Below are 26310 nucleotides of genomic sequence, written 5' to 3'. Positions count from 1 at the left end.
GCGCTCTCCCGGGCGACCCGGCGAAGAGCTCACGCGCCCGAGGCCCGCGCCCGACGCTCCCGCTCCGCGCCCTCCGGTACGTCGGCGGGAGGGCGCGGAGCGACGACGCGACCGGCGTCCGGCAGTACGTCGGCGGGAGGGCCCGCCGCGACGACGCGACCTGCGTCCAGCAGCAGGCAGTGACCCGCCCGGCGGGCCGCCGCGAGGTCGTGCGTGGCCTGGACGACCGTGACTCCTTCGCCCGTCACCTCGTCCAGGACCCGCGCGATCGTCTCGCGGGCCGCGCCGTCGAGGGCACTGGCCGGTTCGTCCAGCAGCAGGAGGTCGGCCCCCTGGGCCAGGCCCTGCGCGACCAGGACGCGCTGGCGCTGACCTCCCGACAGCTCGCCCAACTGCCGTTCCGCGAGACCGGCGACGTCCAGGCGCTCCATGCTCGTCTCCACCGCCTCGCGGTCCCGCGCGGAAGGGCGCCGGAAGAAACCGAGCCGGCCCCACCGCCCCATGGCCACCGTCTCCCGCACCGTGAGCGGCAGGACGTCGGCCACCGCGCTGCGCTGCGTCACGAAGGCCGGCCGCACGGCCGTGCGGTGGACCACCGTGCCGGATGTCGCCGGAATCACTCCGGCCAGAAGGCCCAGCAGGGTCGACTTGCCCGAACCGTTCGGCCCCATCACCGCAGTGACCACCAAAGACGGTGTTTCCAGGTCGAGTTGGGTCAGGACGGTGGTACGGGCGTAGCCCGCCGACACGCCCTTGAGTGACACCTGCGATGCCGGGTGTGGATCCGCCACGGCACACCTCCTTTGTATTGATAATCATTTTCATTATAGGGTCCCGCTCCATGGAATGGTTGGTGGCCCCCTTCGAGGTGGGCTTTGTGCAGCGGGCCCTGTGGGGCGGCGTCCTGGTGGCGCTGATCTGCGCCCTCGCCGGTACGTGGGTGGTCCTGCGGGGGATGGCGTTCCTCGGCGACGCGATGTCGCACGGGATGCTGCCCGGTATCGCCCTGGCCTCCCTGCTGGGAGGCAACCTGCTGGCCGGAGCGGCGGTGAGCGCGGTCGTCATGGCCGCGGGCGTCACGGTGGTCGGCAGATCGCCCCGGCTCTCCCAGGACACCAGCATCGGACTGCTCTTCGTCGGCATGCTGTCGCTGGGGGTGATCGTCGTCTCCCGCTCGCAGTCCTTCGCGGTGGACCTGACCGGGTTCCTGTTCGGCGACGTGCTCGCCGTACGCCAGGACGACCTCGTCCTGCTCGGGATCGCCCTCGCCCTGGCCCTGACGGTCTCGGTCCTGGGCTACCGGCCCTTCGTCGCCCTGGCGTTCGACGAGCGCAAGGCCCACACGCTGGGTCTGCGGCCGAAGGCGGCCCACGTCGCCCTCCTCGGCCTGCTGACGCTCGCGATCGTCACCTCCTTCCACATCGTGGGCACCCTGCTCGTCTTCGGCCTGCTCATCGCGCCCCCGGCGACGGTGCTGCCGTGGGCACGCCGCATCCCCGTGATCATGGCCGGCGCGGCGGTCCTCGGCTCCGCCGCGGTGTTCCTGGGACTGCTGGTGTCCTGGTACGCGGGCACCGCGGCCGGGGCGACCGTCTCGGCCGTCGCGGTCCTGCAGTTCCTCCTCTCCCATCTCGCCGCCGGATGCCGGGGCGGCCGTTCCCGGCGCGCCTCCACCCTCATCGCGCGGCCCGGACCGCGCACGGACAAGGTGCCCTCGTGACCGACCTCAGGAAGACCTCCACCGCGATGATCCTCACCGCCTGCCTGCTCGCCTCGGGATGCGCCGGCGGCGACGAGCCGGAACCGGCCGGGGACCAGGGGAAGGAAGCGGTCCCGCACGGCTATGTCGAAGGCGCGCAGGAGGCCGCCGAACAGCAGTCCCGCCTGGTCATGGCCGACGCCGCCACCGGCACGGTGCGCGTCCTGGACCTGGTCACCGGCGACACCGCCACCCTCGGAGCGGTCGGCCCCGTCACGGACGTCACCACCGACGGCCGCTTCGCCTACCTCGCCACCGGCACCGGCACCGAGATCGTCGACAGCGGCGCCTGGACGGTGGACCACGGCGACCACGTGCACTACTACCGCGCGAAGATCCGCCGCGCGGGCCGGGCCGAGGGGCCCGGCCCGGTCCGTGCCCACTCCGACCCCGCCGTCACCGCCCTGTCCTTCGGTGACGGCTCGGTCCGCCTGTTCGACCGCGAGGCGCTGGAGGACGCCCGCCCCGGCGCGGGCAGGGCCCTGCCCGACGCCACTGCGCCCGTGATCCCCTACGGGGAGCACCTGGTCGTACCCGGCACCGGCGCCGCCCACGACCGCGTCGAGATCCGCGACCGCGACGGCAAGCCGGTCTCCTCGCCGGACGAGACCTGCCCCGAACCGCGCGGCACGGCGCTCACCCGCCGCGGCGCGGTGCTGGGCTGCGCCGACGGCGCCCTGCTCATCAGCGAGAACAGTGGTGCGTTCACCGCGCGGAAGATCCCCTACGGCACGTCCGTGGCGCCGGCCGAGCGGGCTGTCGACTTCCGTCACCGGGCCGGGAGCACGACCCTCGCCGCCCGGGCCGGGCGGAACGCGGTCTGGATCCTCGACGTCACCGGGCTGAGGTGGAAGCGGATCGAGACCGGCCCGGTCGTCGCCGTGAACACGGCCGGAGAGGGAACCCCGCTGCTCGCCCTCGGCGCCGACGGACACCTGAGCGCCCACGACCCGGCCACCGGCAAGCGCACGGTTCGTACGCCGCTGCTGCCGCCGGCCTCCCGCGGTCCGGCACCGGTCATCGAGGTGGACACCAGCCGCGCCTACGTCAACGACCCGGCCGGACGCAAGGTGTACGAGATCGACTTCAACGACCGGCTGCGCCGCGCCCGCACCTTCTCCCTCGACTTCACCCCGTCGCACATGGTGGAGACCGGACGATGACGACCCCCGTTCACCACCGCCACCGTTCCACCGCTCTCGCCGCCGTCCTCGCCCTGATCGGCGCGGTGCTCCTGGGGCTCACGGCCTGCACCCCCACCGGTGCGCAGCGTCCCGGCGTGGTGGTCACCACCAACATCCTCGGTGACATCACCCGGGAGATCGTCGGAGACCAGGCCGAGGTCACCGTCCTGATGGGACCCGGCGCCGACCCCCATTCCTTCGGCATCTCCGCACCCCAGGCGGCGAAGATCGAACAGGCCGACCTGATCGTCCACAACGGCCTGGGCCTGGAGGAGAACGTCCTGCGCCACGTGGAAGCGGCGCGGGAGAGCGGTGTGGCCGCGCTCGCCGTGGGCGAGGGCGTCGACCCCCTCACCTACGCCTCGGACGACATGGCAGGCCGGCCCGACCCGCACTTCTGGACCGACCCCACCCGCGTACGCACCGCGGTCCGCCTCATCACCGACCGACTGATCGAGCACGTCGACGGAGTCGACGCCGCCGTCATCCGGGCCAACGCCACCCGCTACGACACCCGACTCGCCGACCTCACGGCCTGGATGGAGAACCGCTTCGCCGCGATGCCACCGAACAAGCGCAACCTGGTGACCAACCACCACGTCTTCGGCTACCTCGCCCAGCGCTTCGGCTTCCGCGTCATAGGGGCCGTCATCCCCAGCGGCACCACCCTCGCCTCACCCAGCGCCTCCGACCTCAAGTCCCTGGCCACGGCGATCGAGAAGGCGAAGGTACCGGCGATCTTCGCCGACTCCTCCCAGCCCGACCGGCTCGCCCAAGCCCTCCAACGCGAAAGCCACGTGGACGTACGCGTCCTGCCCCTGTTCTCCGAATCCCTGACGGAACGGGGCGGGGGCGCCGCCACCTACCTCGAAATGATGCGCGCCAACACCACGGCCATAGCCGACGGCCTCGGCGCACCCACCCCCACCGCCCGCCCCACGGCGGGCACCGAAAGGAAGACCCCATGACCACCACGACGCGCTCGCGCGCCGCGGCAGGCATCACCCTCCTGATCGCCACCTCCCTCGCCCTGACCGCCTGCGGCACCGACACCACCGGCACCACCGACAAGCCCGCGGCCAAGGAGAACCAGAGCAAGCCCGGTACCTCGGCGAAGCCGGTCACCGACCCGCTCGTCGCCACCTACGAGGGCGGCCTCTACGTCCTGGACGGCCAGAGTCTCGAGGTCGCCGAGGACATACCCCTGGCCGGCTTCAACCGCGTCAACCCCGCCGGCGACGACCGCCACGTCATGCTCTCCACCGCCGACGGCTTCCGCGTCCTGGACGCCGTCGGCCGACGGCTCACCGACATGGAGTTCAAGGGCCCCAAGCCCGGCCACGTCGTACGGCACGCGGACAGGACCGTCCTGTTCACCGACGGCACCGGACAGGTCACCTCCTTCGGCCCCCACGACCTCGCCGGGGGCAGGCCCGCCACCACCACGTACACCTCCGCCAGTCCCCACCACGGCGTCGCCGTCGAGCTGAAGAACGGCCGGCTGGTCAGCACCCTGGGCACCGAGGAGAAGCGCACCGGCCTGGTCGTCCTCGACAAGGACCGCAAGGAGATCGCCCGCAACGAGCAGTGCCCCGGCGTCCACGGAGAGGCCACCGCCAAGGGCGAGGGCGATGTCGTGGTCGTCGGCTGCGAGGACGGAGTCCTCATCTACAAGGACGGCGCCAAGGGCGGGGCCGAGGGCGGCACCTTCACCAAGGTGAAGAGCCCCACGGCCTACGGCCGGATCGGCAACCAGGCCGGATCCGACCTGTCCCCGATCGTCCTGGGCGACTTCAAGAAGGACAAGGACGCCGAACTCGAACGCCCCCGGCAGGTCTCGCTGATCGACACCACCACCGGAAAGTTGCGTCTGCTCGACCTCGGCACCAGCTACACCTTCCGCTCCCTGGCGCGCGGCCCGCACGGCGAAGGCCTCGTCCTGGGCACCGACGGCGGGATCCACGTGATCGACCCCGAAGCGGGCAAGGTCACCAGGACGATCCCGGTCATCGGCGCCTGGCAGGAGCCCCTGGACTGGCAGCAGCCGCGCCCCGCCCTCTTCGTCCGCGACCACACCGCCTACGTCACCGACCCCGCGACCAAGAAGATCCACGCCGTCGACGTCGAGACCGGCAAGGCACTCGCCTCCGCCGCCCTGCCCGCGACGCCCAACGAGATCAGCGGCGTCAAGCACTGACCCGCACCGACTGTGCCCGCACCCCCCGGGGGGGTGCGGGCACAGTCGCGCGTACGGACGAACCACAGGGCTCGGGCTCCTGCCCCAAGGGCCGAAGGAACCGGTCACCAGGAGGACTTGGTCACTCCGGGCAGGAAGCCGGCGTGCGCCTGCTGTCGTACGCGCACCCGGGAGAGGCCGAACTTGCGCAGGTGGCCGCGGGGGCGCCCGTCGACGCCGTCGCGGTTGCGTACGCGGGTGGCGCTGGCGTCGCGCGGCTGGCGGCGCAGTTCGGCCTGCGCGGCCTCCCGTTCGGCCGGGGTGCTGGAGGGGCGGCGGACGATCTCCTTGAGCTCGGCCCGCCGGGCGGCGTACCGCTCGACGACCTCCTTGCGGTGCTCGTTGCGCGCGATCTTGCTCTTCTTCGCCATCAGACCTTCCCTCCCCGCGCCCGGATCCGGACCACGGCCGCCTCGACGCCGATCACGTCCACCGTCTTGATCGCCCTGGCGCTCAGGGTGAGGCGGACGTGGCGCCCCTCGCTGGGCAGCCAGTAGCGCTTGCGCTGGATGTTCGGGTCGAAGCGGCGCGAGCTGCGCCGGTGCGAGTGGGAGATCGTGTTGCCGAATCCCGGCCTGGCGCCGGTCAGTTGGCAGTGGGCGGACATGGGTCTTACCTGCCTCTCTCTGCGTCCACTACATATTGGTAATGGAAATCATGTCCATATACTAGCCGCACCGCCCACCGCCCACCGCCCACGGCCCGCCGCTCCCCGAAGTGGTCCCCGATGACGTCGTGGAAGTGGACCTCAACCAGGACCGCGCGGATCCCTAGCGTCGGAACCATGAACGCGAACTCCCTGCGCGGGGTCCTGCTCGTGACCCTCGCCTACGCCCTCGTCGGCGCATCCTTCACCGCCAACAGCCTGCTCGGCGCCTATCCGTACGCGGGCGGCCAGGCGATCCGGTACGGGGCCGCCTGCCTCCTCCTGCTCCCGCTGCTCGGCCGCGGCGGGCTCGCCCCGCTCCGGCTCCTGACCGCCCGCCACTGGCTGCGGCTCGCCGCCCTCGCGGCCGTCGGCATGGTCGGCTTCAACCTCGCCGTCCTGGCCGCCGAGCGGACCGCCGAACCGGCCGTCCCGGGCGTCCTGGTGGGCTGCGCGCCGGTCGTCGTCGCCGTCCTGGTCCCGCTGGCCGAGGGCCGCAGGCCGGCCCGCGCCGTGCTGTACGGGGCGCTGCTCGTCACCGCCGGCGCCTTCACCGTGCAGGGCTGGGGGCGCACTGACGCGGCCGGGATCGGCTGGTCGCTGGCGGCGCTCGCCGGCGAGGTGGGGTTCACGGTCCTCGCCGTCCCGGTGCTGCGGATCCTCGGCCCGAAGCTGCTCACCGCCGCCGTCTGCGGGATCGGTACGGCCGAGGCGGCGCTCCTCGGCCTGCTCGTGGACGGCACCGGTTTCGTCCGGATGCCGACGGGGACGGAGGCGGGGGCGCTCGCGTGGCAGGCGGTCCTGGCCACGGTCGTCGGCTTCGTCCTCTTCTACATGGGCGTCCAGCGGATCGGCGTGGAGCGGGCCACCCTCTTCACCGGGGCGATCCCGGTTGCCGCCGCGCTGAGCGCCGCCCTGGTCGCGGGCGCGGCCTTCGGCCTCCCGCAGGTGGCGGGCAGCCTGCTCGTGGGGGCCGGCGCCGCCCTGGGCACCGGCCTGTTCACCCGTACGAAAGCGGCCTCAGCGGCTGCCGTCCAGGAGCACGCGCGCGACGAGGGCCGGGTCGTCGTTCATGGGCACGTGGCCGCAGCCGGGCAGCCGGACCAGGCGCGCGCCGGGCAGGACGTGCTTCGCGCGGACGCCCTGACGGCGCAGGAGCAGCCGGTCGCGGGTGCCCCAGGCGACGGTGACAGGCACCGAGGAGGAGAAGTCGTCGCGGAAGAGCACGGTCCGGCCCGCCGCCAGGGTCTGGTGGAAGCCGGTCGCGCCGCGCAGCGCGAGCGTCTCGGCGACGACCGCCTCGGGTGAGCGCCGCGCGGGCCGGGCGTAGATGGTGCTGGTGAGGGCGGTGCGCCCGGCGGGCGTACGGGAGAGCCGCTCGATCACCGGCACGGGCAGCGACAGGGCCGCGCCGCGCATGGCCCGCAGCGTCCCGAAGGCGTACCGGCGCTCGGCCTCCGTCCAGAAGCCGGCGGGGGAGAGGACGGTGACCGAGCGCGCCAGCTTCTCCCGGCCGAGTTCCAGCGCGAGCAGCCCGCCGAGCGAGTTCCCGGCCACGTGCGGACGCTCCACGCCGAGGGCGTCGCAGAAGGCGCCGAGGACGGGGACGACGGTGGGCAGGCCGTACGGGGCGCCCTCCGGCAGCGCGTCGGAGGCGCCGAAGCCGGGCAGGTCGACGGCGATCACGTCCCGCTCGGCGGCCAGGACGTCGAGGACGGGCTCCCAGGCCTGCCAGTGGTGCCCGATGCCGTGCAGGAGCAGCAGCGGCTCGCCCGCGCCCCTCCGCTCGTACGTCAGGGACGTCGTCCGGGGACCCCGGGGAGTCTCGATCGTGAACGTGATCCGTGCGGGCATGCGGACTCCCTGTCGTGACACCTCTTAGACGACCCGTCAGTAACAATTACCGGTCGGTAGCCCGGAGTTCAAGGGCCCGGCCCGAACTGGACAGGCCGGAGGAGGTGGGCTGGGATGGACGAGTGCCCACCGACATCCCCATCGACCCCACCGGCCCCGCTGTCACCGACCCCACCGCCACTGCCGCCACCGGCCCCGCCACCGACGGCACTACAGGCCCCACCGGCCCTGCCGCCGACGGTCCCACCGGCTCCGTCCCTGCCGACCCCACCGGCCCCACCGCCGACGGCTCTCCGGTCGACCCCCTGACCGAACTCTTCGAGGAGCACCGTCCGATGCTCCTCGGCGTCGCCTACCGGATGCTCGGGCGCGCCGCCGACGCCGAGGACGTCGTCCAGGAGGCCTGGCTGCGCTGGACCGCCGAGGACCGGGCCGCCGTCCGCGAGCCCCGCGCCTTCCTCGTACGGATCACCACCCGCCTCGCCATCGACCGGCTCCGGCTCGCCCACACGCGTCGCGAGACCTACGTGGGCCCCTGGCTGCCCGAGCCCGTCGTCACCGACTTCGGCCCGGCCGCCCCCGACACCGCCGAGCGCGCCCTGCTCGCCGACTCCGTCTCGCTCGCCGTCCTCGTCGTCCTCGAATCCCTCTCGCCCCTGGAGCGGGCCGTCTTCGTGCTGCGCGAGGCCTTCGGCTTCCCGTACGGGGAGATCGCCGCCGCCCTGGACCGCTCGGAGGCGGCCGTGCGCCAGCTCGCCGGGCGCGCCCGGCGCCACGTGGACGAGGGCAGGCCGCGCTACGACGTGGACCCGGCCGAGCGCCGCGACCTCACCGACCGCTTCCTCGCCGCGGCGGCCGGCGGCGACCTCGGCGAACTGCTCGCCCTGCTCGCCCCGGACGTGCGCCTCGTCGGCGACAGCGGCGGCAGGGCCAAGGCGCCGCTGCGGGTCATCGAGACCGCCGACAAGGTCGGCCGCTTCCTCCACGCCGTCGCCGGGGACGAGAACTTCCGGTACGAGCGCCGGATCGTCGAGCTCAACGGCGCCCCGGCCCTGGTCGCGTTCGTGGGCGGGCGCCCCGACACGGTCATCCAGATCGAGGTCAGGGACGGACGCGTCCAGACGGTCCACATCATCCGGAACCCCGACAAGTTCCACGGTCTGAAGGACGCCTGACCTCCCCGGGGGACGAGGAGGGGCCTTCCACCGCGCCGGAGTGCGCCGCGGTGGAAGGCCCCTCGCCCGCCGGGACGGAAGTGCGTCAGACGCCCGCGATCGACCTGATCCAGGAGCGGTACGCCGTCACGTTGGTGTACGCGGTGGTGGTCTGGCGGTCGCTGGTGGAGGCGACGCCGACCTGGACCCCGGCGGCCATCATCGGGCCGCCGGAGTCGCCGCCGGCGGTGATGCCGTTGCCCCGGCGGGCGCAGATCGCGGAGCCGCCGTAGGCGTCGGTGCAGCCGCCGGTGACGGTGACGTTGGCGACCTTCAGGTAGCGGGACTGGCAGTTGGCCTCCGAGCCGCACTGGGACGTGGCGCCCCAGCCGTACACCTGGACGCTCTGGCCGACGCGCACGGTGCCCGGCTGGCCGAGCGTGGCGTAGGTCGCCGACACGGAGCGGTCGAGGCGGACCAGAGCCAGGTCGGAGCTGTGCGTGTAGGTCTGGGCGCCGTTGGCCACGGTGCCGCCGCTGTGCTGGTCGAGGCTGCCGATGCGGAACGAGAGCCCGCCGCCGGTGACGCAGTGCTTGGCGGTGAGGATCCAGGTCGGGGCGATGATCGTGGCCGAACAGGTCTCCCGGCCGTTGGAGAACAGCCGGGCCGCCCACGGGGCGTTGGAGGCGTAGCCGCCGCCGATGATCGGCTGCACGGCCTGGACGGCCGGGGGCGCGGGCGCCGGTGCCGCGGAGGCGGTGGGGGCGAGCAGGGCGAGGACGGAGACCGCCGCGGCCGCGAGGGCGGGCACGAGCCGTGTGATGCGCAAGGGTTCCTCTATTCGGACGGGCGCGCCGGTCGGGCGCGCGTGTGGGGGGCGGCGGCCCCGGGGGGCCGCGCGCATGCCGGAGTCCCGCCGGCGGGGCGGTAACTCGGCATGGACATGACCCATGATTCCGAAGAGGAGGGCGAACGCGGTAATAACACTTGGCCATAACACGGCGCTCTCTCCCCCCAGGACCTTCGAGGGGCCCTCCCGGCGCCCCGGCGCCGCACGAACCCCCGCCCCCGCCGCCTCCCGGCGGGGGTTTTCCGCTACCAGGGCCTCACTGGGGTGCGAACGTCCTGTGAACGATCTAGGTCAGAGGGCCGCATTCCGGGGTTTTCGACGGAGGATTGGTCTTGACCAAGGGGGTGGCTCGCCTTATGGTCGCAGAGTTAGTGCAGGAACCTTTAATAAACAAGGGCGCGGAAAAACGCCGCGGGACACGGCGAATTGCGGAGGATCAGGGTGGGGACCACGCAGCTGGCATCGGTGCCGGAACCGAAGTACCAGCACCTCAAGACAGTGATCGGCGAAGCGCTCGACTCGGACTTCGCCGTCGGGGAGATCCTCCCCAACGAGCGCGAGCTCGCCGCGCGCTTCGGCGTCGCCCGGGCCACGCTCCGGCAGGCCCTGGAGCAGCTGGAGCTCGAAGGACGCCTCCAGCGCCGCCGCGGCGTCGGCACCACGGTCGCCCCGCCGCGCGTCGGCGTGGACGTCTCCACCACCCAGCACACCTGGCCGGGCGTCGGCGACGAGGCCTGGCAGGCCCTGGACTCCGCCTCGGACGTCCCCCCGGCCGCCGTCGCGCGCGTCCTGGAGACCGGCGCCGAGGACCGGGTGCACGTCGTCCGCCGCCTCCGGATCACCCAGGGCCAGCCGGTCGCCGCCGAACTGCTCTACGTGCCGGTCGGCTCCGTCCCCGGCCTCAGCGGCATCGACGCCCCCGCGGGCCCCGCCCGCGCCCGCGCCGTGCTCCGCGAGCTCCAGCACCTCGCCCTGGACGGCCAGGACCGCTCCGTCGAGCTCGGCTCCGCCCGCGCCGACGACGCCAAGGAGCTCGACCGGCTGCCCGGCGCGCCCGTCCTCGTCGTGACGACCCGCTACCTCTCCGGGGGCCGTACCGCCGCCGTCTCCGTGGCCACCTACCGCGCCGACACCTGCCGCCTCACCTTCGGCGACTCGGTCGACCTGGTCATGGCCTCGTAACCCGCGCTCCCCGACAGGCACCGGCCCGCCCCGGGACCGCCCCTCCGGCGGTTCAGCGGCGGGCCGTCACCGTTCCGTCGACGGCGAACAGCTGCTCCTCGACGTGGTCGAGGGCCAGGCGCAGCGCCCCCGTGCCCACCGCGGCCTCGCCGAGCAGGGAGAGCACCACCCGGGGCGGCCGCAGGCAGAACCGCGCCAGCTCCTCGCGGAGCGGCTGGAGCACCCCGTCGAGACCGGCCGCCCAGCCACCCACCACCACCAGCTCGGGATCGATGGCCAGCACGAGCGCCGCCACGTCGTGCACGAGCCGCTGGATGAACCGCTCCACCGCGGCCTCGGCCCGCGCGTCGCCCTTCCTGGCCAGCGCGAAGACCTCGGCGACCGCCTGCTCGTCCAGCGGGTGCAGCGGCTCGTCCGTGGTCGAGAGCAGATGCTCGGGGGTGACGCCCCGGCCGAGCAGGTGCAGGGCGCCGATCTCCCCGGCCGCCCCGCCGAAACCGCGGTGCAGCCGGCCGCCGATCAGCGAACCGGCCCCCGGGCTCAGCCCGGCCAGGACGAACACGATGTCGTCGGAGTCGGTCGCGGCACCCTTCCAGTGCTCGGCGACCGCCGCCGCGTTGGCGTCGTTCTCCACGATCACCGGGCAGCGGAAGGAGCGCCGCAGCCGCTCGCCGAGCGCGAGGCCCGTCCAGCCGGGCAGCGCCGTCCCGAGGCGTACGGTCCCGTCGGCCTCCACGATCCCGGGCGTGCCCACGCCCACGGCCCGCAGATTGGACCGGGCGACCCCGGCCCTGCGCAGCACGTCCGCGACGACCGTGCGCACCCGGTCGAGCCGCTCGTCCTCGGGCGCCGTCTCCGACACCTCGCGGGACCCGGCGCCGATGATCCGGCCGTCGAGACCGGAGAGCAGGGCGGCCACCCGGTGCGGGCCGATCTCGATGCCGAGCAGATGACCGGCCTCCGCGCGGAAGCGGAACCTCCGCGCCGGACGCCCCTGCCGCCGGGCCTCGCCCTCCTCGGGCGCCGACTCGACGACGAGCCCGCCCTCCATGAGGCCTTCGACGACCCCCTCGACCGTGGGCCGCGACAGACCCGTGATCCGGGTCAGATCGGTCAGCGTGGGCGCGTCGGCGCCCCGCAGCGCATGGAGTACCACCGCGGAGTTGATCCGCCGCAGCAGAGACGGATCCCCGCCGGTCAGCCGCCCCACCGTGTGTCCTCCCAGCTCGTGAGCCATTCAGCCGGATGGTACTCAATGGGCCCGGACGCGGCGAGTGCCGCCCCCGTCACGCTTGGGTGACGGTCCGCGCGCGGTGACGACGGGGTCCCCGGCGTCCCGGACGGCGCGGCGAGGTCTGACGGTCCGCGCGCGCGGTGACGGCGGCCTTCCGCGCCTCCGCCCGGCGGGCCGGGGTCCACCCCGCCGCCGGACCCCGGCCCGTACGGCGGGACCGGAACCGCCCTACGTCTCCGTGCGCCGCTCGACCCCCGCCGCCTCGCGCAGCCGGGCGAACTCCTCGGCCATCGCCGCCGTCGACCAGTGGGCGTTGAGCCCGCTCGGGCTGGGCAGCGCCCAGATCCGGGTGGTGCCGATCGTCCGCTCCTGCGGCCCGATCGCCGCCTTCGGCTCGTCGAAGGCCGCGCGGTACGCGGTGACGCCGGCGATCGCGAGCCAGCGCGGAACGAGCCGCTCCACCCGCTCGGAGAGCAGCCGCCCGCCCTCCAGGTACTCCTCGCGGGTCAGCTCGTCGGCCCGCGCCGACGGCCGCGCCACCACGTTCGTGATCCCGAGGCCGTACGTCAGGAGCTCGTCCTGCTCGTCCGGCCGCAGCTGCCTCGGGGTGAACCCCGACAGGTGCAGCACCGGCCAGAACCGGTTGCCCGGCCGGGCGAAGTGGTGGCCGGACGCCGCCGTCATCAGGCCCGGGTTGATCCCGCAGAAGAGCACCGAGAGGCCGTCCGCGACCACGTCTGGAACGACGCGGTCGCGAGCGGCCTCCAGCTCCTGCCGGGTGTACCGGGGGGAGGGCGTCAGAGGATCGCCCCGGGGGTGTAGGCGGCGGCCTCCGGGTGCTGCTTCACGATCTCGTCGATGCGGGAGACCACGGCGGCGACCTGGTCGGCGGCGGCGCCCGTGAAGGACAGCTTGTCCGCCATCAGCTCGTCCAGCTGCGTCCGGTCCAGCGGGATCCGCTCGTCGGCGGCCAGCTTGTCGAGCAGCTCGTTGCGCTCGGCGCCCTGCTCGCGCATGGCGAGCGCGGAGGCCACGGCGTTCTCCTTGATGGCCTCGTGGGCGACCTCGCGGCCGACCCCGGCGCGCACGGCGCCCATGAGGACCTTGGTGGTCGCCAGGAAGGGCAGGTAGCGGTCGAGCTCGCGGGCGACGACGGCCGGGAAGGCGCCGAACTCGTCCAGCACGGTCAGGAAGGTCTCCAGGAGGCCGTCCAGGGCGAAGAAGGCGTCCGGCAGCGCGACCCGGCGGACCACGGAGCAGGACACGTCGCCCTCGTTCCACTGGTCGCCGGCCAGCTCGCCGGTCATCGAGGCGTAGCCGCGCAGGATGACCATGAGGCCGTTGACGCGCTCGCAGGAGCGGGTGTTCATCTTGTGCGGCATCGCCGAGGAGCCGACCTGGCCGGGCTTGAAGCCCTCGGTGACCAGCTCGTGGCCCGCCATCAGACGGATCGTCTTGGCGGTCGAGGAGGGCGCGGCGGCCAGCTGGACCAGGGTGGTGACCACGTCGTAGTCGAGCGAGCGCGGGTAGACCTGGCCGACCGAGGTGAAGGCGTGCGCGAAGCCGAGGTGGCCGGCGATCCGCCGCTCCAGGTCGGCCAGCTTGCCGGCGTCGCCGCCGAGCAGGTCGAGCATGTCCTGCGCGGTGCCGACCGGGCCCTTGATGCCGCGCAGCGGGTAGCGGCCGAGCAGCTCCTCCAGGCGCGCGTACGCCACGAGCAGCTCGTCCGCCGCCGTCGCGAACCGCTTGCCGAGGGTGGTCGCCTGCGCGGCGACGTTGTGCGAGCGGCCGGCCATGACCAGCTCGGCGTATTCGCCGGAGAGCCTGCCCAGGCGGGCGAGGACGGCGACCGTGCGGTCCCGCATCAGCTCCAGGGAGAGCCGGATCTGCAGCTGCTCGACGTTCTCGGTGAGGTCGCGCGAGGTCATGCCCTTGTGGACGTGCTCGTGGCCGGCGAGGGCGTTGAACTCCTCGATGCGGGCCTTCACGTCGTGCCGGGTGACCTTCTCGCGCTCGGCGATGGAGCCGAGGTCGACCTGGTCGAGGACGCGCTCGTAGTCGGCGAGGGCCTCCTCCGGAACCTCGATCCCGAGGTCCTTCTGCGCACGCAGCACGGCGAGCCACAGCTGCCGCTCCAGCCTCACCTTCTGCTCGGGGGACCAGAGGACGGCGAGCTCCGCGGAGGCGTAGCGGCCGGCCAGAACGTTGGGGATGCGGGGCTTCGCAGTCACAGCAGTCACGTGGGCAGAGTTTACCTGGCGGTTTCTGCAGGTCGGCGCCGCCGCCCGATGTGGAGCTTGCTACGAGACGCGGGTCACGGGCGCTCGGACCGGACGCTCACCGAGGGCGCGTACGGAAGCAGCTCCGGGCGCTTGGGCGCGCGGCCGTCCCCGGAGGAGCGGCCGGTCAGGCGCCGGCCGATCCAGGGGCCCAGGTGCTCCCTGGCGAAGCGGGCGTCCGCGAGCCGCCGGCTCGCCCAGCGGGGGCGCGCGGTCGGCGGCATCGGGGTGCGCCAGTCCTCCTCGGGCTCCAGGCCGAGGGTCTGCCACACGGCCTCGGCGACCCGCCGGTGCCCCTCGGCCGTCAGGTGGAGCCGGTCCACGTCCCAGAGCCGGGGGTCGCCGAGCGACGGCGCCCCGTACAGGTCGACGACCAGGGCGCCGTGCCGGGCGGCGAGCGCGTCGATGTGGGCGAACAGCTCCTCCATCCGGGGCCGGAAGCGCTCCATGACGGGCCCGTTCCGGCCGGGGCTGCGCATCAGGACCAGCTGTCCGCAGGCGGGTGTGAGGCGTTCCACTGCCTCGGTGAGGAGGTCCCTCACCCGGACCATGTCGACCTTGGGCCGGAGGGTGTCGTTGAGGCCGCCGACGAGGGTGACCACATCGGCCTCCATCGTTGCGGCCGGGCCGACTTGCTCCTCGACGATCTGTCCGATGAGCTTCCCGCGCACGGCGAGGTTCGCGTACCGGAAGCCGGGGGAGCGGGCGGCGAGACGGCCCGCGAGGGCGTCCGCCCAGCCGCCGTAGGAACCGTCGGGCCTCAGGTCCGACATACCCTCGGTGAAGCTGTCGCCGAGGGCGACGAAACTGTTGTACGTGGCATTGATCTCCATGGCGGAGCGATCATACCGCGCGGTATGCGAGGCATGCCGTGGAGAACCCGGGAGGGGAAACCCGATGAGCGACGCGCTCCTGAGCGCCCTGGCCGAGGCCCTGGCCGGACTGGTGACGGCCGTCGAGACCGCCGACGAGGACGTCCTCGACCCCGACACGGCGGTGGAGTGGCTGGAGTCCACCGGACACGCCTTCGCCGGGCTCTCGGCGGCCGACCGGCGCGCCCTCGACGGACTGTTCCGCGCGACCGCCCCGCGCGAGCCCGAGGGCCCCCGCCGGAACGTGCTGCTCAAGGTCTCGGAGGGCTTCGGACTCACCTCCGGACTTCCCGCCGGGCCCGCCTCCGGACTCCTCTCCGGTCCCTCCGCGGACGCCCACGCCGCCGCCTGCGACGCCGTCCTGGACCACACCCGGCGCCTCGCCGCCGTCGTCCGCGACGCCGACCCCGCACTCCCCGTCCCCGGCTGCCCCGACTGGACCCTCGCGGACCTCGCCCGGCACGTCGGCACCGTCCACCGCTGGGCGGAGCACCTCGTACGGACCCGTTCCGCCACCCGCGTCCTCGCGCGGGACGTCCCCCTCGACCCGCCGGCCGACCCCGCCGCGTACGCCGACTGGCTCGTCGCCGGCGCCGAGCGGTTCGCCGCCACGGCCCGCGACGCCGACCCGGACGCCACCGTCTGGTCCCCGGGCGCCGACCCGCACGTCCGCCACTACCCCCGGCACGTGCTCTTCGAGACCCTGGTCCACCTCGCCGACGCCGAACTCGCCGTCGACGGGAAGACCGGCCCCCTCGACCCCGCCACGGCCGCGGACGCCGTCGACCACTTCCTGACCGACGCCCCCTACATCGCCCGGATCGCGGAGCCGGTCTCCCGGCTCGGCCGGGACGGGACGGTCCTGCGCCTCACCGCCCGCGACACCGGCGCCGTCTGGACCCTCGTCCTCGGCGGGGGCGGCTTCACCTGGACCCGGGGGAGCGGCGGCGCCGAGCCGACCGCCGCCGTCGAGGCGGACGCCGGGGAGCTGCTGCTCCTGCTGCACCACCGGTACGCCGCCGACGACCCGTGCTTCACGCACGCCGGCGACCGAAGCCTCCTGGACGACTGGCTGGCGGCCACCGCGCTCTGACCCGTACGGGGGAGAACGCCCGAAGGGCCCCGGGACGATCCCGGGGCCCTTCGGGCGTCCACGCGGACCGGTCACGGCGCCGCCGGGCGCCCCACCAGCTCGCGCAGCACGTCCTCCATCGCCACGAGACCGGCCGGCCGGTCGTTCTCGTCGAGCACCGCCGCCAGGTGCGTCCGGCTGCGGCGCATCGCGGTCAGGGCGTCGTCCAGCGGCGTGTCCGCCCGCACCCGGGCGATCGGCCGCAGCGACGTCACCGGGAACGGCAGGTCGCGCGGGACGATGTCCAGGGCGTCCTTGACGTGCAGATAGCCCAGGATGTGCCGCTCCGGGTCGACCACGGGGAAGCGGGAGAACCCGGTCCGCGCCGACAGCGCCTCCAGCTCCTCCGGGGTGGTGCCGACCGGGGTGGACACCACCTTCTCCGCCGGCATCACCACGTCCCGTACGGGACGGCGGCCCAGCTCCAGGGCGTCGTGCAGCCGCTCGGCCGCCCGGCCGTCCAGGAGCCCGGCGTCACCGGCGTCGGTGACCATGCGGGCCAGCTCGTCGTCCGAGAAGGTCGCGGACACCTCGTCCTTGACCTCCACCCGCAACAGCTTGAGCAGGGTGTTCGCGAAGGCGTTGATCGTGAAGATCACCGGCCGCAGCGCCCGCGCGAGCGCCACCAGGGGCGGCCCGAGGAGCAGCGCGGAGCGCGTCGGCTCGGCGAGCGCGATGTTCTTCGGCACCATCTCGCCGAGCAGCATGTGCAGGTACGTCGCGAGCGACAGGGCGATCACGAACGAGATCGGGTGCACCAGGCCGTGCGGGACGCCGACCGCGTCGAAGACCGGTTCGAGCAGGTGCGCGATGGCCGGCTCGGCGACGATGCCGAGCACCAGGGTGCAGAGCGTGATGCCGAGCTGGGCCGCCGCGAGCATCGCGGAGACGTGCTCCAGACCCCAGACGACACTGCGCGCCCGCTTGTTCCCGGCCTCGGCCAGGGGTTCGATCTGACTGCGGCGGACCGAGATCAGGGCGAACTCGGCGCCGACGAAGAAGGCGTTCACGACCAGGGTGAGCAGGCCGATCAGCAGCTGGATCGCGATCATCGGCCGACCTCCCCGGTCTCGTCCCCGGCGGCGTGCACGGGCGCGTGCAGCAGCACGCGGGCCGCGCGGCGGCCCGAGGCGTCCACGACGTCGAGCCGCCAGCCGGCCAGCTCCACGCCGTCGCCGACGGCCGGGATGCGGCCCAGCTCGTGGGCGACGAAGCCCGCCAGCGTCTCGTACGGGCCGTCCGGCACCTTCAGGCCGATCGCACCGAGCTGGTCGGTGCGGGCCGCGCCGTCGGCGGACCACAGCTCGCGCCCGTCCGCGTCCTCGCCGGCCCGTGCCAGGTCCGGCGTCTCGTGCGGGTCGTGCTCGTCGCGCACCTCGCCGACGACCTCCTCGACGATGTCCTCCAGGGTGACGACCCCGGCCGTACCGCCGTACTCGTCGATGACGACCGCCATCGTCTGCTTCCCGGACAGGCGGTCGAGGAGCTTGTCCACGGTCAGCGTCTCGGGGACGAGCAGCGGCTCGCGCAGCATCTCGCCGATCGGGCGGCGGTGCCGCTCGGCGGCCGGTATGGCGAGGACGTCCTTGATGTGGGCGATGCCGACGACCGCGTCCAGGCTGTTGCGGTAGACGGGGAAGCGGGACAGACCGGTCGCGCGGGTCGCGTTCGCCACGTCCTCGGCGGTGGCCTGCACCTCCAGGGCGGTGACCTGCACGCGGGGCGTCATCACGTTCTCGGCGGTCAGCTCCGCCAGGTTGAGGGTGCGGACGAACAGCTCGGCCGTGTCCGCCTCCAGGGCCCCCTCCTTCGCGGAGTGCCGGGCCAGCGCCACCAGCTCCTGCGGGGAGCGCGCGGAGGCCAGCTCCTCGGTCGGCTCCATGCCGAGCCGGCGCAGGATCCGGTTCGCGGTGTTGTTGAGGTGGCTGATCAGCGGCTTGAACGCGGCCGTGAACACGCGCTGCGGGGTGGCCACGACCTTCGCCACGGCGAGCGGCGAGGAGATGGCCCAGTTCTTGGGGACCAGCTCGCCGACCACCATCAGGACCACGGTCGACAGGGCGGTGCCCAGGACCAGGGCCACCGAGGAGGCGACCGTGGGGGAGAGGCCGAGGGCCTCGACCGGGCCCTTGATGAGCTTGGCGACCGACGGCTCGGCCAGCATGCCGACCACCAGGTTGGTGACGGTGATGCCCAGCTGGGCGCCGGAGAGCTGGAACGTCAGCGACCGGACGGCCTTGAGCGCGCCCGCCGCGCCGCGCTCGCCGCGCTTCGCGGCGGCTTCGAGTTCGCCGCGCTCGACCGTGGTCAGCGAGAACTCGGCCGCGACGAAGGCGCCGCACGCGAGGGAGAGCAGGAGCGCGAGGAGGAGCAGCAGCACTTCGGTCATCGGTTCACCTCCGTCCCATGATCACGCGGCGGGAGGAGGACCGCTCGGCGCCGGAGGCCGGAGCGGGAGTCGAAGCCGGGGCTTTCGAGTCTTTCGGGTCTTGCGGAACCACTGCTACTGGGAGGCTCGCCCATGGGCGGACGTTCACACCTTTCGGTCGTCGGGACGGGGGACCATGGTAAAGGAGAGGCAAAGTGGCGTGACGGTCACCCCCTGTGCTCTTCGTTACGCGAGCGGCTTCACCCAGCGGCGCCAGTGGTCCTCGCGCTCGTACCCGGCGGCCGCCCACAGCATCCGCCCCGTTCCGTTGGCCTCCAGGACCATGGCGTCCGCGCGCCGCCCGCCGAGCGCGGCGAACCGTTCCTCGGCCGCCCGCAGGAGCGCGGTGGAGATCCCCCGGCGCCGGTACGCGGGCAGGACGGCGAGCCGGTAGAGGGAGGCGCGCCAGCCGTCCCAGCCAGCGATCACGGACCCCACGATCCGTCCGTCGGCCAGCGCGAGCAGCAGGGCCTCCGGGTCGCGCTCCACGAGCCGGGTGACCCCGGGCACGTCGTCCGAGACGGACGTCCCCTCGGCGGACTCCCGCCAGAAGGCGAGGACGGCCTCGGCCTCGTCGGCGGTGGCGGCACGTATCTGCAGATCGATCATGGCCAGATCCCATCACGGCCTCCTGCGGCCGTGCCAGCGGGTTCCGGAGGGCGGGACGGCGGCGCCTCACCGGCGCGCCGTACCCAGGACGCAGGGGGAGGACGGCAGCCGGGGCCCGCCCTCCGGCACGTCGAAGGAGCGGTACGGGCCGAGGGCGAACCCGGCCTCCCCGATCTCCGCCAGCGGGTCGCGGGAGGTGTGGCAGCCGCCGAAGAGCAGCGGCCACACCGTGCGGTCCAGGCCCCGCTGCACCCGCGCGAGCCCCGGCGTGTCCGCCGCCCCGTGCTCGAAGAAGCGCAGCTCGCCGCCGGGGCGCAGGACCCGGCGCAGCTCCGTGAGGGCCGCCGGTACGTCCCGTACCGTGCACAGGACCAGGGAGACCACCGCCGCGTCGAAGGAGCCGTCCTCGGCCGGCAGCGCCTCGGCCGTCCCCGGCACCACGGTCACCGGAACGGCCGCCCGCCGCGCGGCCTTCCCGGCCAGTGCGCGCAGCCGGGCCTCCGGCTCGACGGCCACGACCTCCGTGACCCCGACCGGGTAGTGCGCGAAGTTCAGCCCGTTCCCGGCCCCGACCTCGACCACCCGCCCGGCGAGCCCGGCGAGCAGCTCCGCCCGGAGGGCCCCGATCCCGCCCCGCGTCTCGGCGGAGACGCTGAAGCGGGCGTAGAAGCGGGCGAAGAGGGGGTGGTGCACCCGGGGCGGGTCCCCGGGCGCCGGCCGCGAAGACGTCATCGGGGACTCCTTCCACAGGGGCGCGTACCTCCACCCTACGGAGCCGCCCCACCCGGGGCGGCCCGACGGGCCGAACCCCGACCACACGGCTGACGCCCGAACCCCGACCCGTACGGAAGCCCCCGGGGCACAGGGCTGCACCCCTGTGCTTATGAGGGTCCGGCCGTACGGGATCTCACGCCCCGGCCGTACGAGAAGACCGCGGCCCGGCCGCGCGGAGGCGCCGCATTCCGCCCCGGGCCGCCGGGCGCCCCGACCGTCCGTCAGCCCCCGTACGGCTCCGCGTGGGTCCGGGTGAAGGACTCCGCGTCCCACGTCCCGCCCAGGGACGGGGCCAGCCAGCCGCCCGCCGCCGCCCGGAACTCCGTCGGGGACAGGGCGCCCGAACCCTCCGGTACGGCTCCGAGCAGGGGCGCGCCCGCCGCCTCCGGCAGGTCGGCCAGGTTGCAGCGGGCCGCCAGGTCCGGCGCGGCCGGCCAGCTGCCGACCACCACGCCCAGCTGCCCGATCCCGCGCGCCCGCAGCGCCTCGGCCGTCAGGGTGGTCGAGTTGAGCGTCCCGAGCCCGGCCGGGGCCACCACCAGGACCGGCGCGCCGAGCAGCGCCGCCGCGTCCGCGAGCGTGCCGCCCTCCTCGTCGAAGCGGACGAGCAGCCCGCCCGCCCCCTCCACGAGCACCAGGTCGTGCACGGCGGCCAGCTTCCGGGCGGCCTCGGCGACCTCCCGGGGCCCGACCGGCGCGAGACCGGCCCGCCGGGCGGCCGTACCGGGGGCCAGCGGCTCCGGGAAGCGGCCCAGCTCGGCCGAGGCGGCGGCGCCCGAGAGCCGTACGACCTCGTCCGCGTCACCCCGCTCGTCCGGCCCGACGCCCGTCTGCGCCGGCTTCAGGACGGCGACCGACCGCCCGGCGGCGGTCGCGACGGCGGCGACCGCCGCGGTCACGACCGTCTTGCCGATCTCGGTCCCCGTGCCGCTGACGACGACGATTCCCATGCCTGCCCCAGTCCTTCCGTTCAGCCCGCCGCCGCGGCGGCCCGTACCGCCGCGCAGATCCGGGCCACGTCCTCGTCACCCGTCACGTACGGCGGCATCGTGTAGATCAGATCCCGGAACGGGCGCAGCCACACGCCCTCCCGGACCGCCGCGCGCGTCGCCGCCGCCATGTCGACCTCGTGGTCGAGCTGGACGACCCCGATCGCGCCGAGCACCCGCACGTCCCGCACGCCCGGCAGGTCCGCGGCCGGGGCGAGCCCGTCGCGCAGCCCGGCCTCGATGCGCTTGACCTCGACCCGCCAGTCCTGGGAGAGCAGCAGGTCGATCGAGGCCAGGGCCACGGCGGAGGCCAGCGGGTTGCCCATGAAGGTCGGCCCGTGCGCCAGGACCGGCACCTCGCCGCGCGAGATCCCGTCGGCCACCCGGCTCGTGCAGAGCGTCGCGGCCATCGACAGGTAACCGCCCGTCAGGGCCTTGCCCACGCACATCACGTCGGGGGAGACCCCGGCCGCGTCGGCCGCGAACAGCGTGCCCGTGCGCCCGAACCCGGTCGCGATCTCGTCGAACACCAGCAGCACGCCGTGCTCGTCGCAGGCCTCCCGCAGCACCCGCAGGTACGCCGGGTCGTGGAAGCGCATGCCGCCCGCGCCCTGCACCACCGGCTCCACGACCACCGCGGCCAGCTCGTGCGCGTGCCGCCCGATCGAGGTCCGCAGCAGCGCGGCGTACGACTCCTCGTACGCGGCCGGCGGGGCGTCCGTGAAGACCTGGGGCTGGAGGACCCCGGTCCACAGCTCGTGCATCCCGCCCTCGGGGTCGCACACCGACATCGGCTGCCAGGTGTCCCCGTGGTACCCGCCGCGCCAGGTGAAGAGCCGCCGCTTCTCGGGGCGACCGAGCGAACGCCAGTACTGCAGGCACATCTTGACGGCGACCTCGACGGAGACCGAGCCCGAGTCGCTGAGGAAGACGTGCCGCAGCGGCTCGGGGGTGATCTCCACGAGCCGGCTCGCGAGGCGGACGGCCGGCTCGTGGGTGAGCCCGCCGAACATCACGTGGCTCATCCGGTCGAGCTGGCCGCGCACCGCCTCGTTGAGGACGGGGTGGTTGTAGCCGTGGACCGCCGACCACCACGAGGACATGCCGTCGATCAACTCGTCCCGCCCCTCGGCGGGTTCGGCGAGCCGGAGGCGCACCCCGGACGCGGACGCGACGACCAGCGGGTCCGTGCGGCCCGGCATGGGGCCGTACGGGTGCCAGACGTGCGCCCTGTCCAGGGCGAGGAGCTCGTCGTTACGCATTCGGCGCGAGGTCCGTCCCGGCTCCCCGGCGGCGCACCGCCACCAGATCGGTCCGGGCGCCGCCCGGCGCGGCCTCGACGGCCGGCGCCTCGGCGGGCTCGGGGACCGGGGCGTGTCCGCCGCACGGACCGCAGCCGCCGGAGTGCGACCCGCACCCGGCACCGGCCTCCGCCGGGGCGCCCTCGGTCGGGGCGTGCGAGCCGCAACCGCCACCGGCCTCCGCGCCCGAACCGCAGCCGCCGCCGGCCGCCGCGAGCGCGTCCGCGCGGTGGGCGGGCAGCGTGGGCGTGCCCGTGCCCTCCACCTCGAAGCCCGCGTCCGCGATCATGTCCAGGTCGGCCTGGCCGGCCTGGCCCTCACTGGTCAGGTAGTCGCCCAGGAAGATCGAGTTCGCGATGTGCAGCGCGAGCGGCTGCATCGAGCGCAGGTGCACCTCGCGGCCGCCCGCGATCCGCACCTCGACGTCGGGGCAGACGAACCGCACCATCGCCAGGATCCGCAGGCAGCGCTGCGGGGTCAGGTTCCACTCCTTGGCGAGCGGGGTGCCCTCGAACGGGATGAGGAAGTTGACCGGCACCGAGTCCGAGCCCAGCTCCCGCAGCGCGTACACGACGTCGACCAGGTCCTCGTCGGCCTCGCCCATGCCCGCGATCAGGCCCGAGCAGGCCGAGAGCCCGGCCGCGTGCGCCTTCTGGACGGTGTCCACCCGGTCGGCGTACGTGTGGGTCTTGGTGATCCCGCCGTACGTCGCCTCGGAGGTGTTCAGGTTGTGGTTGTACGCGTCGGCGCCGGCCTCCCGCAGCCGCTCCGCCTGCCCGTCCGAGAGCAGACCGAGGCAGGCGCACACCTCGACGCCCTCGTTCTGCTCCTTGATGGCCTCGATGGTCCTGCCGACCCGCTCCACGTCCCGGTCCGTCGGACCGCGCCCGCTCGCCACCAGGCACACCCGCTTGGCGCCGCCCGCGACGCCCGCCGCGGCGGCCTGGGACGCCTCGTCCGGCTTCAGCCAGGTGTACTTGAGGATCTCCGCCTTGGAGCCGAGCCGCTGCGAACAGTACGAGCAGTCCTCGGGGCACAGGCCGGACTTGAGGTTGACCAGATAATTGAGCTTCACCCGCCGCCCGAACCACTGACGGCGCACCTTGCCGGCCGCGGCCACCACATCGAGCAGTTCGTCGTCGGAGGTCGCCAGGACGGCGAGCGCTTCTTCACGGGTCGGCGGCTCGCGCCGCAGCCCCTTCTCCACCAGCGTGTTCAGCAGGTCCATAACCGCTGATCCTGGCCTACCGCCCGCCCCCGGGCCAAGGAGGATCCGAACAAACGCCCCCGATCGGGGTGTGTGGATGACCACACCACGATCCCGGTCTCCTGCGGTTAGGGTCTGTGCGCTGCCTACAAAAGGCACCGGCCGGCCGGCCGGAGGCGCCGACGAAGGATCCCGCATGCCACAGGCCGACGACACACGGGCGGACGACACACGGGCGGACGACGTACGGGTGGACGAGACGCGGGTGGACGAGGCGCGGGTCGCGGTCCCGCGCCGCACGGCCTTCGACTGGACCGACGCCGAGGCGCGCCGCCGGGCCGACGCCGGTCTCGTCCGCACGCTGCGGCCCCGGACGGCCGACTCGGACCTCCTCGACCTGGCGGGCAACGACTACCTCGGCCTCACCCGCAGGCCCGAGGTCACCGGGGCGGCGGCCGAGGCGGCCCGGCGCTGGGGCGCCGGCTCCACCGGCTCCCGGCTCGTCACCGGCACCACCCGGCTCCACACCGACCTGGAGCGCGAGCTCGCCGCCTTCTGCGGCTTCGAGGCGGCCCTCGTCTTCTCCTCCGGCTACGCCGCCAACCTCGCCGTGCTCACCGCGCTCGGCGGCCGGGACTCCCTGATCGTCTCGGACGCCGCCAACCACGCCTCCCTGGTGGACGGCTGCCGCCTGGCCCGCGCCGAGACCGCCGTCGTCCCGCACGCCGACCCCGAGGCCGTACGCAAGACCCTGGAGGCGCACCCCGGGCGCCGGGCCCTGGTCGTCAGCGACTCCGTCTTCTCCGTCGACGGCGACCGGGCCCCGCTCGCGGAGCTCGCCGCCGCCTGCCGCGCGCACGGCGCCGGGCTCGTCGTGGACGACGCCCACGGCTTCGGCGTCCTCGGCGACGGCGGCCGGGGCGCGGTGCACGGCGCCGGGCTCGCGGGCGACGAGGACGTGGTCGCCACCCTGACCCTCTCCAAGTCCCTGGGCAGCCAGGGCGGCGCGGTCCTGGGCCCGGCCCGGGTGATCGAGCACCTGGTGAACGCCGCCCGCACCTTCATCTTCGACACCGGCCTCGCCCCGGCCGCCGTCGGCGGCGCCCTCGCGAGCCTGCGCCTGATCGCCGCCGAACCGGGGCTCGCCGGGCGGGCCCGTACCGTCGCCACCACCCTGTACGAGCGGCTGACCGCGGCCGGTCTGACCGGCGCCCGGCCCGACGCGGCCGTGGTCTCGGTCCGCGCCCCCTCCCCGGAGGCGGCGCTGCGCTGGGCGGCGGACTGCCGGGAACGGGGCCTGGCGGTCGGCTGCTTCCGGCCCCCGTCCGTCCCCGACGGCGTCTCGCGGCTGCGCCTGACGGCCCGCGCCGACCTGACGGACGCGCAGATCGACCGCGCGGTGGAGACGATCCTGCGGACCGCGCCCGCCGCCTGACGCACCGTCCGGAGGCGTTCACGGTTCGTACGGTTCACCGCTTCGGGCGACAGATGCGGTATTGCCCTGGTGGAACCCGATACGGCCCGGCACCATCGGTGGGACTCTGACGCGCAGTGCGATCCGGGGCGGTGGCCCCGGCGGGAAAGGGACAGAGTCGCCATGGCAGACCATCAGGAAGCATCCGTCACCCTGGCGAGCGAGCCCGCCTCGGTCCCCACCGCCCGGCGGTACGTCGCGCGGATTCTCACCGACTGGGGCCTCGACGCGCTCTCGGACCAGGCGGACGCGGTCCGCCTGATCGTCTCGGAACTGGCCACCAACGCCGTCCTGCACACCTTCGGCCAGTCGCCCACCTTCACGGTCGACGTACGCCTGGAGGACGGGGAGCAGCTCCACGTCGGCGTCACGGACAGCCATCCGCGCCGGCCCCGCCGCCTTCCCGCGGCGGTCCAGCAGGACAACGGCCGCGGCATGGCCATCATCCGCTCCCTCGCGGTGGAGTCCGGCGGCCGCCTCTCGGTGACCCCGACCCCGGACGGCGGCAAGACGGTCGGCATCACCCTGCCGTGGAAGGCCGCGGCACCGGTGGTCTGTTAGCGCGCGTCCGGCGGGGCCGGGGCCCGTCCGGCGACGGTTCGGGTGCGGCGGCGCCACCGCACCCCCCGGCCTCCCCTCCGGCGCCCGCTCAGTGCCCGGGCGGGGTCACCGGACGCGTCCGTAGGAGACCTTCGAGGTCCAGATCTTGTCGAGCTTGACCCAGGAGCCCGTCTTGGGCGAGTGCCAGAGCTTGCCGCTGCCGGCGTAGATGCCCACGTGGTAGACCTTGCCGCCGGAGTGGAAGAAGACCAGGTCCCCCTTCTGCCGGCCGGAGGCGGAGACGCGACTGGTCTTGTTGTACTGCTGCTGCGCGGTGCGGGGCAGCGACTTGCCCGCCTGCTTGTACGCGTAGAGCGTCAGGCCCGAGCAGTCGAACCGGGAGGGGCCGGTGGCCCCGTAGCGGTAGGGCGCCCCCTTCTTGGAGGCGGCGACGCTCAGCGCCTTGTTCGCGTGTGCGGTCGCTGCCTGGGCCTCCGGCGCCGCGCCCGGCGCGAGCAGCGTGCCGCCGACGGCGGCGAGGGTGAGAGCCGAGACGGCTCCGGCCCGGGACAGCAGGGACGGGACGTGCATCTGCGCAGTCATGCG

Annotated in this window: 26 protein-coding genes and 1 pseudogene; 10 read left to right on the top strand and 17 right to left on the bottom strand. The window is 74.1% G+C overall.

Features of this window, described 5'->3' with window-relative positions:
* Positions 1 to 29: 29 nt before the first annotated feature.
* The gene (gene aztA / locus CP977_RS05270; RefSeq protein ID WP_229991535.1) at positions 30 to 791 is read right to left on the bottom strand and encodes a zinc ABC transporter ATP-binding protein AztA; all 762 of its coding nucleotides are present in this window, start codon (positions 789 to 791) and stop codon (positions 30 to 32) included.
* Positions 792 to 841: 50 nt separating this feature from the next.
* Here aztA and aztB point away from each other — a divergent pair, with 50 nt between their 5' ends.
* Genes aztB through aztD form a run of 4 tightly spaced genes read left to right on the top strand, consistent with a single transcriptional unit; the run spans position 842 to position 5140 of the window.
* On the top strand, positions 842 to 1720 hold the full coding sequence (gene aztB / locus CP977_RS05265) for a zinc ABC transporter permease AztB (protein ID WP_152369701.1): 879 nt from the start codon (positions 842 to 844) through the stop codon (positions 1718 to 1720).
* A complete protein-coding gene (locus CP977_RS05260; protein WP_372460738.1) occupies positions 1717 to 2922 on the top strand; it encodes a hypothetical protein in 1206 nt (401 codons plus the stop codon). The genes aztB and CP977_RS05260 overlap by 4 nt, the downstream gene beginning before the upstream one ends.
* A complete protein-coding gene (aztC, locus tag CP977_RS05255; RefSeq protein WP_152369700.1) occupies positions 2919 to 3911 on the top strand; it encodes a zinc ABC transporter substrate-binding protein AztC in 993 nt (330 codons plus the stop codon). Before CP977_RS05260 ends, aztC begins: the two co-directional genes overlap by 4 nt.
* Entirely contained in the window at positions 3908 to 5140 is a 1233-nt protein-coding gene (gene aztD / locus CP977_RS05250) for a zinc metallochaperone AztD (RefSeq protein ID WP_152369699.1), read from the top strand. Before aztC ends, aztD begins: the two co-directional genes overlap by 4 nt.
* Positions 5141 to 5244: 104 nt before the next feature.
* Here aztD and rpsN read toward each other — a convergent pair whose 3' ends face one another.
* Together rpsN and rpmB are read right to left on the bottom strand one after the other, a co-directional pair.
* Positions 5245 to 5550 carry a 30S ribosomal protein S14 gene (gene rpsN, locus CP977_RS05245; RefSeq protein WP_062758042.1) on the bottom strand — a complete coding sequence of 102 codons (306 nt, stop codon included), beginning with the start codon at positions 5548 to 5550 and terminating at the stop codon, positions 5245 to 5247.
* A complete protein-coding gene (gene rpmB, locus CP977_RS05240; RefSeq protein WP_062758039.1) occupies positions 5550 to 5786 on the bottom strand; it encodes a 50S ribosomal protein L28 in 237 nt (78 codons plus the stop codon). The genes rpsN and rpmB overlap by 1 nt, the downstream gene beginning before the upstream one ends.
* Before the next feature lie 120 nt (positions 5787 to 5906).
* Between rpmB and CP977_RS05235 the strand changes: the two are divergent.
* Positions 5907 to 6752 (top strand): annotated as a pseudogene (locus CP977_RS05235) (EamA family transporter); the annotation flags it as partial.
* A gap of 93 nt (positions 6753 to 6845) precedes the next feature.
* Here the strand turns inward: CP977_RS05235 and CP977_RS05230 are convergent.
* Positions 6846 to 7679, bottom strand: coding sequence for an alpha/beta fold hydrolase (locus CP977_RS05230; protein ID WP_152369698.1), 834 nt, complete (start codon positions 7677 to 7679; stop codon positions 6846 to 6848).
* Positions 7680 to 7984: 305 nt separating this feature from the next.
* Between CP977_RS05230 and CP977_RS05225 the strand changes: the two genes are divergently transcribed.
* Positions 7985 to 8854: an RNA polymerase sigma-70 factor gene (locus CP977_RS05225; RefSeq protein ID WP_260321859.1), complete on the top strand. Its 870-nt coding sequence runs from the start codon at positions 7985 to 7987 to the stop codon at positions 8852 to 8854.
* 85 nt (positions 8855 to 8939) lie between these two features.
* On the opposite strand, the gene CP977_RS05220 is transcribed toward CP977_RS05225, so the two are convergent.
* The gene (locus tag CP977_RS05220) at positions 8940 to 9662 is read right to left on the bottom strand and encodes a S1 family peptidase (RefSeq protein ID WP_062758035.1); all 723 of its coding nucleotides are present in this window, start codon (positions 9660 to 9662) and stop codon (positions 8940 to 8942) included.
* A 462-nt stretch (positions 9663 to 10124) separates the two neighbouring features.
* Between CP977_RS05220 and CP977_RS05215 the strand changes: the two genes are divergently transcribed.
* The gene (locus CP977_RS05215; protein WP_062758033.1) at positions 10125 to 10865 is read left to right on the top strand and encodes a GntR family transcriptional regulator; all 741 of its coding nucleotides are present in this window, start codon (positions 10125 to 10127) and stop codon (positions 10863 to 10865) included.
* Positions 10866 to 10917: 52 nt separating this feature from the next.
* On the opposite strand, the gene CP977_RS05210 is transcribed toward CP977_RS05215, so the two are convergent.
* The 4 genes from CP977_RS05210 to CP977_RS05195 all read right to left on the bottom strand — a co-directional run bounded on the left by CP977_RS05210 (position 10918) and on the right by CP977_RS05195 (position 15211).
* Positions 10918 to 12075, bottom strand: coding sequence for an ROK family transcriptional regulator (locus CP977_RS05210; RefSeq protein ID WP_125662371.1), 1158 nt, complete (start codon positions 12073 to 12075; stop codon positions 10918 to 10920).
* A gap of 252 nt (positions 12076 to 12327) precedes the next feature.
* Positions 12328 to 12834, bottom strand: coding sequence for a G/U mismatch-specific DNA glycosylase (gene mug / locus CP977_RS05205; protein WP_062758028.1), 507 nt, complete (start codon positions 12832 to 12834; stop codon positions 12328 to 12330).
* 62 nt (positions 12835 to 12896) lie between these two features.
* Positions 12897 to 14339, bottom strand: a complete 1443-nt coding sequence (purB, locus tag CP977_RS05200) for an adenylosuccinate lyase (protein WP_152369697.1) — start codon at positions 14337 to 14339, stop codon at positions 12897 to 12899.
* A 74-nt stretch (positions 14340 to 14413) separates the two neighbouring features.
* A complete protein-coding gene (locus tag CP977_RS05195) occupies positions 14414 to 15211 on the bottom strand; it encodes an SGNH/GDSL hydrolase family protein (RefSeq protein ID WP_062758024.1) in 798 nt (265 codons plus the stop codon).
* A 64-nt stretch (positions 15212 to 15275) separates the two neighbouring features.
* On the opposite strand from CP977_RS05195, the gene CP977_RS05190 reads away from it, so the two are divergent.
* Positions 15276 to 16343, top strand: a complete 1068-nt coding sequence (locus CP977_RS05190; RefSeq protein ID WP_152369696.1) for a maleylpyruvate isomerase N-terminal domain-containing protein — start codon at positions 15276 to 15278, stop codon at positions 16341 to 16343.
* Between the two features lie 71 nt (positions 16344 to 16414).
* On the opposite strand, the gene CP977_RS05185 is transcribed toward CP977_RS05190, so the two are convergent.
* From CP977_RS05185 to bioB, 7 genes are all read right to left on the bottom strand, one after another.
* Positions 16415 to 17434, bottom strand: a complete 1020-nt coding sequence (locus tag CP977_RS05185) for a hemolysin family protein (RefSeq protein ID WP_062758019.1) — start codon at positions 17432 to 17434, stop codon at positions 16415 to 16417.
* Positions 17431 to 18771 (bottom strand): hemolysin family protein, encoded by a 1341-nt coding sequence (locus tag CP977_RS05180; protein ID WP_109186545.1) that lies wholly within the window; start codon positions 18769 to 18771, stop codon positions 17431 to 17433. Before CP977_RS05180 ends, CP977_RS05185 begins: the two co-directional genes overlap by 4 nt.
* A gap of 225 nt (positions 18772 to 18996) precedes the next feature.
* On the bottom strand, positions 18997 to 19419 hold the full coding sequence (locus CP977_RS05175) for a GNAT family N-acetyltransferase (RefSeq protein ID WP_062758015.1): 423 nt from the start codon (positions 19417 to 19419) through the stop codon (positions 18997 to 18999).
* Between the two features lie 66 nt (positions 19420 to 19485).
* On the bottom strand, positions 19486 to 20151 hold the full coding sequence (locus CP977_RS05170) for a class I SAM-dependent methyltransferase (protein WP_152369695.1): 666 nt from the start codon (positions 20149 to 20151) through the stop codon (positions 19486 to 19488).
* A 263-nt stretch (positions 20152 to 20414) separates the two neighbouring features.
* Positions 20415 to 21143 carry a dethiobiotin synthase gene (gene bioD, locus CP977_RS05165; protein WP_062758011.1) on the bottom strand — a complete coding sequence of 243 codons (729 nt, stop codon included), beginning with the start codon at positions 21141 to 21143 and terminating at the stop codon, positions 20415 to 20417.
* Between the two features lie 20 nt (positions 21144 to 21163).
* A complete protein-coding gene (locus tag CP977_RS05160) occupies positions 21164 to 22444 on the bottom strand; it encodes an adenosylmethionine--8-amino-7-oxononanoate transaminase (RefSeq protein WP_062758007.1) in 1281 nt (426 codons plus the stop codon).
* Entirely contained in the window at positions 22437 to 23711 is a 1275-nt protein-coding gene (gene bioB, locus CP977_RS05155) for a biotin synthase BioB (RefSeq protein WP_062758005.1), read from the bottom strand. Before bioB ends, CP977_RS05160 begins: the two co-directional genes overlap by 8 nt.
* A 175-nt stretch (positions 23712 to 23886) precedes the next feature.
* Here bioB and CP977_RS05150 point away from each other — a divergent pair, with 175 nt between their 5' ends.
* Both CP977_RS05150 and CP977_RS05145 read left to right on the top strand, forming a co-directional pair.
* Positions 23887 to 25125, top strand: coding sequence for an 8-amino-7-oxononanoate synthase (locus tag CP977_RS05150; RefSeq protein WP_152369694.1), 1239 nt, complete (start codon positions 23887 to 23889; stop codon positions 25123 to 25125).
* A gap of 162 nt (positions 25126 to 25287) precedes the next feature.
* Complete coding sequence (locus CP977_RS05145; RefSeq protein WP_062758003.1) at positions 25288 to 25725, top strand: ATP-binding protein; 438 nt, start codon at positions 25288 to 25290, stop codon at positions 25723 to 25725.
* 105 nt (positions 25726 to 25830) lie between these two features.
* Here CP977_RS05145 and CP977_RS05140 read toward each other — a convergent pair whose 3' ends face one another.
* Positions 25831 to 26307, bottom strand: a complete 477-nt coding sequence (locus CP977_RS05140) for a C40 family peptidase (protein ID WP_062758001.1) — start codon at positions 26305 to 26307, stop codon at positions 25831 to 25833.
* Between the last annotated feature and the right edge of the window lie 3 nt (positions 26308 to 26310).

It is taken from the genome of Streptomyces cinereoruber, assembly GCF_009299385.1.
Taxonomy (GTDB): Bacteria; Actinomycetota; Actinomycetes; order Streptomycetales; family Streptomycetaceae; genus Streptomyces; species Streptomyces bikiniensis.
Note: the sequence above shows the minus strand (reverse complement) of the source record. Positions and strands in the feature narration are given on the sequence as shown.